At 66.9% G+C, this 10,102-nt stretch carries 7 protein-coding genes; 5 read left to right on the top strand and 2 right to left on the bottom strand.

Translation table 11 applies throughout. The features are described 5' to 3' along the window. Positions 1-126 precede the first annotated feature (126 nt). Positions 127-1,173: a LacI family DNA-binding transcriptional regulator gene (locus ACZ5ZX_RS41505; RefSeq protein ID WP_465507502.1), complete on the bottom strand. Its 1,047-nt coding sequence runs from the start codon at positions 1,171-1,173 to the stop codon at positions 127-129. Between the two features lie 199 nt (positions 1,174-1,372). Here ACZ5ZX_RS41505 and ACZ5ZX_RS41510 point away from each other — a divergent pair, with 199 nt between their 5' ends. Genes ACZ5ZX_RS41510 through ACZ5ZX_RS41525 form a run of 4 tightly spaced genes read left to right on the top strand, consistent with a single transcriptional unit; the run spans position 1,373 to position 5,957 of the window. After that, on the top strand, positions 1,373-2,674 hold the full coding sequence (locus ACZ5ZX_RS41510) for an ABC transporter substrate-binding protein (RefSeq protein WP_465507503.1): 1,302 nt from the start codon (positions 1,373-1,375) through the stop codon (positions 2,672-2,674). Between the two features lie 3 nt (positions 2,675-2,677). After that, positions 2,678-3,667: a carbohydrate ABC transporter permease gene (locus ACZ5ZX_RS41515; protein ID WP_465507504.1), complete on the top strand. Its 990-nt coding sequence runs from the start codon at positions 2,678-2,680 to the stop codon at positions 3,665-3,667. Then, positions 3,664-4,551 carry a carbohydrate ABC transporter permease gene (locus ACZ5ZX_RS41520; RefSeq protein ID WP_465507505.1) on the top strand — a complete coding sequence of 296 codons (888 nt, stop codon included), beginning with the start codon at positions 3,664-3,666 and terminating at the stop codon, positions 4,549-4,551. The genes ACZ5ZX_RS41515 and ACZ5ZX_RS41520 overlap by 4 nt, the downstream gene beginning before the upstream one ends. Next, on the top strand, positions 4,548-5,957 hold the full coding sequence (locus ACZ5ZX_RS41525) for a GH1 family beta-glucosidase (protein ID WP_465507506.1): 1,410 nt from the start codon (positions 4,548-4,550) through the stop codon (positions 5,955-5,957). The genes ACZ5ZX_RS41520 and ACZ5ZX_RS41525 overlap by 4 nt, the downstream gene beginning before the upstream one ends. 73 nt (positions 5,958-6,030) lie before the next feature. Here ACZ5ZX_RS41525 and ACZ5ZX_RS41530 read toward each other — a convergent pair whose 3' ends face one another. Continuing rightward, positions 6,031-7,365, bottom strand: a complete 1,335-nt coding sequence (locus tag ACZ5ZX_RS41530; protein WP_465507507.1) for a hypothetical protein — start codon at positions 7,363-7,365, stop codon at positions 6,031-6,033. Positions 7,366-7,787: 422 nt separating this feature from the next. Between ACZ5ZX_RS41530 and abc-f the strand changes: the two genes are divergently transcribed. After that, positions 7,788-9,407: a ribosomal protection-like ABC-F family protein gene (gene abc-f, locus ACZ5ZX_RS41535; protein WP_465507508.1), complete on the top strand. Its 1,620-nt coding sequence runs from the start codon at positions 7,788-7,790 to the stop codon at positions 9,405-9,407. Positions 9,408-10,102: the final 695 nt, after the last annotated feature.

Raw genomic sequence — 10,102 nt, forward strand, 5'->3', positions numbered from 1 at the left:
CACCTCCCTCGCTACCAGGAGCCCACCCTTATGCCAACACGACACACCACAGGTTTAGGAACAGGCTCTTAGAACCCGAATCGCCACTCACGACCCGGCCCGAAGCGCTCCGTTGCAGGCCGCGGTTCAGCTCGAGGCGCGATGGGTGAGGGAGACCGGCAGTATCTGCTGACGGGGTTTGAGATCCCGGTCGTCCATCACCGCCAGCAGCGTCTCCACCATCGCGTGAACCTGTTCGCGCGGGTCCTGATGCACCGAGGTCAGCGGCGGATCCATCTCCGGAGCCAGCGTCGCGTTGTCGTCGAAGCTGACGACGGCGACGTCGGACGGGATCCGCCGTCCGGCCGCGTGCAGCGTCCGGAGGGCGCCGAGGGCCATCATATCGCTGGCCACGAAGACGGCGTCGAGGTCGGGAAGCCGCCTGAGCAGGTTCGACATCGCCTTCGCGCCGCCTGTCAGGGTGAAGTCGGCCTCCTCGACCAGGTCGGTCGGATCGAGTCCCGCGTCGAGCAGGGTCTTGCGCCAGCCGGAGAGGCGGTCGATCGCCGCGCTCTGGTCCTGCGGTCCCGCGATCGTGGCGATCCGGCGGTGACCGGCCTTGACCAGATGCGCGACCGCCAGCTTCGCGCCACCCTCGTTGTCGAAGTCGACGACGTGGACACCGCGTTTGAGCCCGGCGGCCTGCCCGCCGTACACCACCGGGATCCTCAGCTGGCGCAATGCCCTGGGCAGCGGGTCCGTGCGGTGGGGTGCGAACACCAGTGCGCCGTCGACGTGCCCGCCGTCCAGGAACCGCACCGTGCGGTCGAGGTCCTCGCGGGTGTCACTGAAGATCAAGACCATCTGGCAGCCGATGTCGGCCAGCTCGCGGTAACCGGCCCGCATGACCGCGGTGCGGTACGGGTCGTCGAGCAGCCGTGCCTCCGGTTCCGACAGCACGACCGCGACCGCGCCGGTCCGCCGGGTCACCAGCGACCGGGCCGCCTGGTTCGGGGAGTAGCCGAGCGCGCGGGCCGCGGCCTGCACTTTCTCCCGGGAACGGGCGCTGACGTAGCCGTCGTCGTTGAGCGCGCGAGAAGCCGTCGACCGGCTGACCCCGGCGGACGCGGCGACGTCTTCCAACGTCGGCCGCTCGTCTTCCCCTGGTCGAGGACCCACCCGCGTCACCTTCACTCTTCAGCACCACCCGGACACCGACAGCTTAATCTCCGACGGCCGAAACGCTGAGAGCGCTCCCCTGATGGAAACGCTCTTATTACAAGCCCTTGACACGACCAAAGGGTGGCGACAGACTCTCCGCATCCTCTGGGAGCGCTCCCACTTTCTGGGTCACACGGCGGGCGTTCCTCCCCATCGGCAAGGGATTTGACACGTGAGAAGCATCCGGAACGGCCTGGTGCTGGCACTGGGTATCACGATTACGGCGTTCGGCGTAACGGCGTGCGGGAGCGACGACGGCGGGACACCCGCCGCGTCCGACCCGAACGCCAAGGTCGAGCTGACGCTGGCGACGTTCACCGAGTTCGGCTACGAGGACCTCATTCCCGAGTACGAACGGCTGCATCCGAACATCAAGGTCACCCACCGCAAGACCGGCCAGGGCGGGCCGTACCACCAGGACCTGATCACGAAGCTGGCGGCGGGTTCCGGCCTCGCCGACGTCACCGCGGTCGAGGAGGGGCACCTGTCGAACGTCCTCGACAAGGGCTCGAAGTTCAACGACCTGCCCAAGATCGGCCCGGCGGACGCCTCCCCCGACCGCTGGCTCCCCTGGAAGTACGAAGCGGCCAAGACCAAGGACGGCAAGGTCATCGGCTACGGCACGGACATCGGGCCGCTGGCGATGTGCTACCGCAAGGACATGTTCCAGGCGGCGGGCCTGCCGACCGATCCCGAGGCGGTCAAACCGCTGTTCGCGACCTGGGACAGCTACTTCGCCGCGGGCGACCAGTACGTCTCCAAGACCGGCGGCAAGGCGTGGTTCGACTCGGCCGCCCAGAACTTCAACTCCATGGTCAACCAGCTTCCCAACGGCTACATCGGGAACGACGACAAGCTGGCGCTCGAGGGGAACCAGGGCATCAAGGACGCCTGGACCAAGGTGACCGCAGCCGTCGCGAAAGGACAGTCCGCCAAGCTGACCGCGTTCAGCAACGAGTGGAACTCCGGCTTCAAGCAGGGCGCTTTCGCCACGAAGGTGTGCCCGGCGTGGATGCTCGGCGTCATCAAGGAGCACTCCGGCCCGGAGAACGCCGGCAAGTGGGCGGTCACCGCGGCCTTCCCCGGTGGCGGCGGGAACTGGGGCGGTTCGTACCTGACCGTGCCGACGCAGTCGAAGCACCCGAAGGAGGCGGCCGAACTCGCCGCCTGGCTGACCGCGCCCGAACAGCAGCTCAAGGCGTTCAAGGCCAAGGGCACCTTCCCCAGCCAGGTCAAGGCGCTGGAGGACCCGGTCTTGCTGAGCGAGACCGACGCCTACTTCGGTGACACCAAGGTCGGGCAGCTCTTCGCCGAGCAGGCCAAGAAGGTCGCCAAGCCGCAGTACAAGGGCCCGGGTGACGGCCAGATCCAGGAGAACGCGTCGACGCCGGCGCTGCAGGCCGTCGAACAGGGCAAGTCCGCCGACGAGGGCTGGACGCAACTGCTCGACGCCGCGAAGAAGATCACGCGCTGACCGATGACCGTCGTCGACAAGATCGCGCCGGAAGGGAGGAAGGCCGGGGTGCGCAAGTCGCCCCGGCCCACCCTCCGGCACCGGCTGAGCAGGTGGGACGTCAAGGTCTCGCCCTACCTCTACATCGCCCCGTTCTTCATCGTGTTCGGGATCGTCGGGTTGTTCCCGTTGCTCTACACGGCGTACGTGTCGCTGTTCAGCTGGGAGGCGGGCGACGACAATCCGGACTTCATCGGGCTGGACAACTTCAAGGAGTTGTTCGCCGACACGCAGTTCTGGAACGCGCTCGAGAACACCGTCAGCATCTTCCTGCTCTCCAGCGTTCCCCAGCTGATCATCGCCGTGGCACTGGCGGCGTTGCTCAGCAGCAGGCTGCGCGGGGCGACCGGCTGGCGCGTCGGCATCCTGCTCCCCTACGCCGCCAGCCTGGTGGCTCTCGGGATCATCTTCGCGAACCTGTTCGGACCGAAGTACGGCCTGGTCAACGGCATGTTGCAGACCATCGGTCTTGATCCGGTCGACTGGCAGGCAGGCCGGTTCAGCAGCCACGTCGCGATCGCGATCATGGTGAACTGGCGCTGGACCGGATACAACGCGCTGATCGTGCTGGCGGCCATGCAGGCCGTCCCGAAGGAACTGCACGAGGCCGCCCTCATCGACGGCGCCGGCGCGGCGCGCCGTTTCTTCAGCATCACCCTGCCGTTGCTGAAGCCGACGCTGATCTTCGTCACGATCACCTCGACTATCGGTGGACTGCAGATCTTCACCGAGCCCAAACTGTTCGACGCCATGCCGGGATCGAACAACGGCGGTTCGTCCAACCAGTTCCAGACGGTGACGCTGTACCTGTACCAAACGGCCTTCGAGAACTACGAACTCGGCTACGCCTCGGCCATCGCGTGGGTGCTGTTCGTGATCATCGTGCTGATCGCGCTGGTGAACTTCTTCCTCACCGGCAGGCTCGCCCGGACCCCGGCGGTGAAGAAGAAATGACCCTACTCCACAGTGGACTCGAAACCAGTGGACCTGCGCACGGCAGGCTGAAGCGGAGCGTCTCCGCGCTGGGCAAACCACGCCGCTCGACCTACATCGTGCTCGCGATCTTCGTACTGGGCTCGCTCTTCCCGTTCTATTGGTCGTTCCTGGTCGCCAGCCGGGACAGCGGCATGCTCACCGAACGGGTCCCGCCCTTCCTGCCGGGTGGCAACTTCTTCGCCAACGCGGCCAGGGTGTTCGACACGGTACCGTTCTGGAAAGCGCTCGGGAACAGCCTGATCGTCTCCGGCACGGTCACCCTGACCACGGTGCTGTTCTCCTCGCTCGCCGGGTTCGCGTTCGCCAAACTGCGGTTCCGCGGCCGGAACGGGTTGTTCGTGTTCATCGTCATCACCCTCGCCGTCCCGACCCAGCTCGGCATCATCCCGTTGTTCATGGCGATGTCGGAGTTCGGCTGGGCCGGCGGGCTGCAGTCGGTGATCGTGCCCAACCTGGTGACCGCGTTCGGTGTGTTCTGGATGCGTCAGTACACTTTGGACGCCGTGCCGTACGAACTGATCGAGGCGGCACGGGTCGACGGATGCAGCATGATCCGCATCTTCTGGAACGTCTGCCTGCCCGCGGTCCGCCCGGCCGCGGCGATCCTGGCGATGTTCACGTTCATGACCTCGTGGAACGACTTCCTCTGGCCACTCGTCGTGCTGGACGCCGGCAATCCCACCGTCCAGCTGGCACTGGAGAAGCTGCAGAGCGGCTATTACGTCGACTACTCACTGGTGCTGGCCGGGACCACCCTGGCCACCATCCCGATCCTCATCGTCTTCCTCCTCCTCGGCCGCCAGATCGTGGCCGGGATCATGCAAGGTGCCGTGAAAGGGTGACCATGTCCACTCAACCCGACAGTGTTCGGGCGAAGACCGCGCTGCTGTTCCCGCCCGGATTCGTGTGGGGCGCCGCCACCGCCGCCTTCCAGGTCGAAGGCGCCACCGCCACCGACGGCCGGACCGACTCGATCTGGGACGTCTTCGCGCGCCGTCCCGGCGCCGTGGTCGGTGGCGACACCGGCGAACCGGGCGCCGATCACTACCGGCGCTACGCCGAAGACGTCGACCTCATGCGGCAGCTCGGCCTCGGCGCGTACCGGTTCTCCCTGTCCTGGCCGCGGATCCGGCCCGACGGCGGCGCGCCGAACCCGCAAGGGCTCGCCTTCTACGACCGGCTCGTCGACAAGCTCCTCGAAGCCGGGGTCGCGCCCTGGGCGACGCTCTATCACTGGGATCTCCCCCAGACGCTGGAGGACGAGGGTGGCTGGACTTCGCGCGAGACCGCCTTCCGCTTCGTGGAGTACGCCGAAACGATCGTCTCGCGGCTGGGCGACCGGGTCGCGAACTGGTCCACCCTGAACGAGCCGTGGTGCGCCGCGATGCTCGGCTACGCGGGCGGGATACATGCTCCCGGACGCCGGGAACCCGAAGCCGCGGTCGCCGCCACGCACCATCTCCTGCTGGGACACGGGCTCGCGATGGAGGTCCTGCGAGCGCACGCCCCGGCGGCGTCGTCAGGGATCACCCTGAACCTGTACCCCGTATCCGCCGCCGACCCTTCGTCCACAGTGGACGTCGAGGCCGCGCGCCGGATCGACGGCCTGCAGAACCGGCTCTTCCTCGACCCGGTGCTGAACGGCGGCTATCCCGACGACATGCTCGCCGATCTCGCTCCGCTCGGCATCGAAGCGCTCGTGCGGGAAGGCGATCTCGCGACCATCGCGGCCCCGATCGACTGGCTGGGCATCAACTACTACCGCGGCTATCAGGTCGCGGGTACTCCCCGGCCCGGGAGCGAGCCTGCCGGACCCGACTGGCTCGGCGTCCCCGACGTCCACTTCGTCCCCGACGAAGCGGCGCCGCGCACCGACTCCGGGTGGGAGGTCCAGCCGTCTCGGCTCACCGAATGCCTGCTGCAGGTGCACCGTGATTACCCGCAGATCCCGTTGTACATCACCGAAAACGGCGCCTCCTACCCGGACGCCCTGATCGGCGGGGACGTCGCGGACACCGACCGGATCGCCTTCCTCGACTCGCATCTGCGCGCCGCTTACGAGGCGATCGAAGCGGGTGTCGACCTGCGCGGCTACTTCTACTGGTCGCTGCTCGACAACTTCGAGTGGGCCGAGGGGTACGCCAAGCGGTTCGGGCTCGTGCACGTCGACTACGAGACGCAGCGGCGGACACCGAAGCAGAGCGCGCTCTGGTACGCCAGGGCGATCAGCCTCAACGGCTTGAGCTGAGCCACCGGCTGGGGTCGTGAAGGGTCGTTTCCGGCAGTGGGACCGGAAAACGACCCTTCACGACGATCTCAGGTCACTTGTTCCCGCGAGCCGCGAACGCGGCCCGTTCCGCGACGGCGATGGCGTCGGGCCCGCGGCGATCCGGGAAACCGGCGGCGCGGAAGGGGTTGACGCAGCCCGGTACGTCGGCCACGGGGTAGCAGTTGTCGGGCCGGTTACCGCTCACCACCGCCCCCTCGGTCAACGTGACCCGCGCGTCGAGCGTGTAGATGCCACCACCGGAGGCGGGCAGCGGGAAGGAGCCGGACCCCGGCTCGCCCGCCGCGTTGTCGCCGATCTTCCCGCCGACGAGCGTGAGCGTGTCGTGGAAGACGGCGAGGCCGCCACCGCTGCCGCCGTAGCCGGCATAACCGGAATACCCGCCCGGTCCGGCGACACCGGCGTCACCACCGCGGCCCGCCGAGTTTCCGGTGATCTCGGTGCCGGCGATGGCGGGCTCCAGCGGTGAACCCGCGTAGTTCGACACGAACACACCCGCGCCCGTCCCACCGCTACCGCCGTCTCCGGCTCCGCCGCGTTCGCCGCCACCCGTGCCGCCCTTGCCGCCGTCTCCGGTGCTGTTACCGGAGACGACGCTGCCGGTCAGTCGCAGGACGGTGCTGCTGGTGAGTTCGACGCCGCCGCCGAAACCACCCGGCCCGCCCCGGCCACCCGGCTTCGTGCCGATCCCGTCACCACCTCGGCCGCCTGCCCCGGCGGCGTTGCCGGTGATCGAACTCCCGGTGATCGTCATCGCGACCCGCGCGAAGCTGTAGGAGGCGATACCGCCGCCGAAACCTCCGCCACCGCCACTACCGGCACTGGTGGCGTCGGTCGCGTCGGCACCGGCCGCCCCCGAACCTGTGGCGTTGCCGGTGATGACACTGTCGGTGATGGTCAGCGGGCCCCAGTTCTGGATCCCGCCACCGGACTCCCCCGCGTTTCCCTCGCCATAGGCATTCGTACCGGCACCGTCCCGCGTATGCCCGCCGGTGATCGTGACCTTGTCCAGGCTCAGCTCGCCGCGATTGGCGATGATCCCGAACCGCGGCGCGTCCTTGGCGCGGGCAATGGTGGCGTCGTAGCCCTTGATCGCGAGCTTTCCCTTGATGGCGGGCAGTCCGGCGTTCCAGGTTGCATCCGCGGGTTCAGTGAGGGTGTAGACGCACTTCGCCGACAGGGACAACGTATCCGGCACCGTCGTCGCGTTGGCCTCGGCGACGGCGCGGACGAGCGCGGCGGAGTCGCAGGGAACGGCGATTTCGGCGGCGTACGCCGATGGGGCTGCCACGGCGAACGTTCCCAGCGCGGTTACCGCCACCGCGGTGGGGACGGCGATTCGTCTTCGGGAGTTGGACCTCAGCGTCATCGGTAAACCTCTCGACTCAAGGGATTCCGCGAAAACGATGTCGTGTTTCCAGCACCCCCTCAATCGATATGATCCACACCACAATCAATTTCGGGGACCGGTTCCGGAAGCGTGGCCATTCCCCGGAAATAAATCGGAATCCGCAGCGAGGAATCCTTGCGACAGCACACTCGGCCATTCGCCACACCCCGCTCGGCCCACCGGCGCCCCAGGCGCGCGTCGGCCGGGTTTGTTATCGTGGAGACGGACCTGATCAACGAACAGGAGACCAGACGTGGCAGGTGAAGACGACATCTCCGGGTGAGCCGGAGTTGGCAGGCCACCGGCGGTAGCGCCGACGTGGCCGTTTTGTCGTCCCCTCAACGCCACGTCCACCGCGGTGCTGCCTTGAGGCGCCCGCTTTCTCCGCGAGGTCTTTCTCCATGTCAGACGCCTTCGTCGTCGTGTCCGCCCTGTCCTTCGCCTGGCCGGACGACACGCCGGTCTTCGACGACCTGTCCTTCACCGTGCCCGGAGGCCGTACCGGGCTCGTCGCGCCCAACGGGGCAGGCAAGAGCACGCTTCTCAAACTCATCGCCGGCGAGCTGCGTCCCCTCACCGGAACCGTGTCCACGCAGGGCGTGCTCGGGTACCTGCCGCAGTCGTTGCCGCTCACCGGCGAACTGACCGTGTCCGAGGTGCTGGGCATCGCGCCGCAGCTCGCGGCGCTGAGCGCCATCGAGTCGGGCGACGCGAGCGAAGAACACTTCACCACCATCGGCAACGACTGGGACATCGAGGAACGCACTCGCGCCCAGCTCGACCGGCTCGGTCTCGACGGCATCGCGCTGGACCGGAGCCTGCGCACGTTGAGCGGTGGGCAGATCATCTCTCTCGGGCTGGCGGCACAGTTGCTGAAGCGGCCCGACATCCTGCTGCTGGACGAACCGACCAACAACCTCGACCTCGACGCCCGTCACAAGCTCTACGGCGTACTCGAAGACTGGTCCGGTTGCCTGTTACTGGTGAGCCACGACCGCGAACTGCTCGACCGGATGGACCGGATCGCCGAACTCGACCGCGGCGACCTGCGCTATCACGGCGGGAACTTCACCCAGTACGAAGCGGCGGTGAAGGCCGAGCAGGAGGTCGCCGAGCGCAACGTCCGCAGTGCCGAACAGGAGGTCAAACGCGAGAAACGGGAGATGCAACAAGCTCGCGAACGCGCCGCGCGACGAGCGGGCAACGCGGCCCGCAACCTCGGCAACGCAGGTCTGCCTAAGATCTTCGCCGGGACCATGAAGCGCAACGCCCAGGAGTCCGCGGGCAAGGCGAACGAGACGCACGCCGCCCGGGTGAGCGAAGCGAAGACCCGCCTCGACGAGGCCGAGCGCTCCCTTCGTGACGACCAGAAGATCGCGCTGATCCTGCCGGGCACCAATGTCCCGGCGGGACGCACGATGTTCCACGGCGAAGGCATCCAGGTCCGCTACGGCGACCGGAACGTGTTCGCGGGCGACGGCGTCGACCTGACGATCCGCGGCCCGGAGCGGATCGCGCTGACCGGCGGCAACGGCAGCGGAAAATCGACACTCCTGCGGGTGCTCAACGGCGACCTCGAACCGTCCGGTGGCGTGATCAAACGGTCCGAGGGCCGGATCGCGTACCTGTCGCAACGACTGGATCTGCTCGACCTGGACCGGACCATCGCCGAGAATTTCGCGACGTTCGCCCCCGGCCTGCCCGAATCGCAGCGGATGACGCTGCTCGCCCGATTCCTGTTCCGGGGCGCGCGCAGCCAGCTTCCCGTCGGCGTGCTCTCGGGCGGCGAACGGCTTCGGGTCACTTTGGCGTGCGTGCTGTTCGCCGAGCCCGCACCTCAGTTGCTCCTGCTGGACGAGCCGACGAACAATCTCGACCTCGTCAGTGTCGGGCAGCTGGAAAGCGCGCTGGGTGCTTACCAAGGGGCTTTCGTGGTCGTGAGCCACGATGAGCGGTTCCTGCGGGAGATCAAAGTGGATCGCCGGGTGCGGTTGGCCGATGGGGTGCTTCGCGAGGGGTAACAGGTTGTGCCTCGGTGACTTGCCGCAATTTGAGCGCTTTTGGGGAGCGTTTCCGTGAGTGGTCGTGCTCTGGCCATGGGTGCTTTCGGTACCTCGGGTGGGCGTGGTCTCGGTAGCGGCCGGTCCGTGAAGGGCTCCTTGAGGGACTCTGGGTCCCTCAAGGAGCCCTTCACGCGCTCCCCAAGTACATGAAGGACCCCGTCCTGTACCTAGGCGCAAGGAGGGGGGCCATCATGTACTCCGCCGCGGGCCACGAGCAGGCACCTAAGGAGGGTTCGCTCTAGCTCGAATCGCCACTCACGTCCGCCTGCCGCATTAAGTCGACTAAACGCGGCTTCGCGAGCAGTAGCTGCTTCATCTGGTGCTATCACCCTTCAGTGATCAATGCGCACAGTTCAATGTCGCTCAAAATTGCAGCGCCTACCAGAGGCTTTGGTGGTCGCGAGCCACAATGAACGGTCGCCACTCACGTCCGCCTGCCGCATTAAGTCGACTAAACGCGGCTTCGCGAGCAGTAGCTGCTTCATCTGGTGCTATCACCCTTCAGTGGTCAATGCGCCGATTCATTGTTACGTAAAATTACGAACACATGTTCGATCGTTGTTTGGTATTATTGAGGGGTGTCCGAGACTTTTCTTCCTGAACTCCCGCAGGAGTTGTGGCGTGCCGGCAGGCTGGAGCTTGCCCATGGCGTG

The sequence above is a fragment of the Amycolatopsis sp. NPDC033938 genome (assembly GCF_055575975.1).

What these genes read in the sequence shown, in the direction of transcription:
- ACZ5ZX_RS41520 (WP_465507505.1), top strand. Translation starts at nt 3,664, where the DNA reads ATGACCCTACTCCACAGTGGACTCGAAACCAGTGGACCTGCGCACGGC.
- ACZ5ZX_RS41530 (WP_465507507.1), bottom strand. Translation starts at nt 7,365, where the DNA reads ATGACGCTGAGGTCCAACTCCCGAAGACGAATCGCCGTCCCCACCGCG.
- ACZ5ZX_RS41515 (WP_465507504.1), top strand. Translation starts at nt 2,678, where the DNA reads ATGACCGTCGTCGACAAGATCGCGCCGGAAGGGAGGAAGGCCGGGGTG.
- abc-f (WP_465507508.1), top strand. Translation starts at nt 7,788, where the DNA reads ATGTCAGACGCCTTCGTCGTCGTGTCCGCCCTGTCCTTCGCCTGGCCG.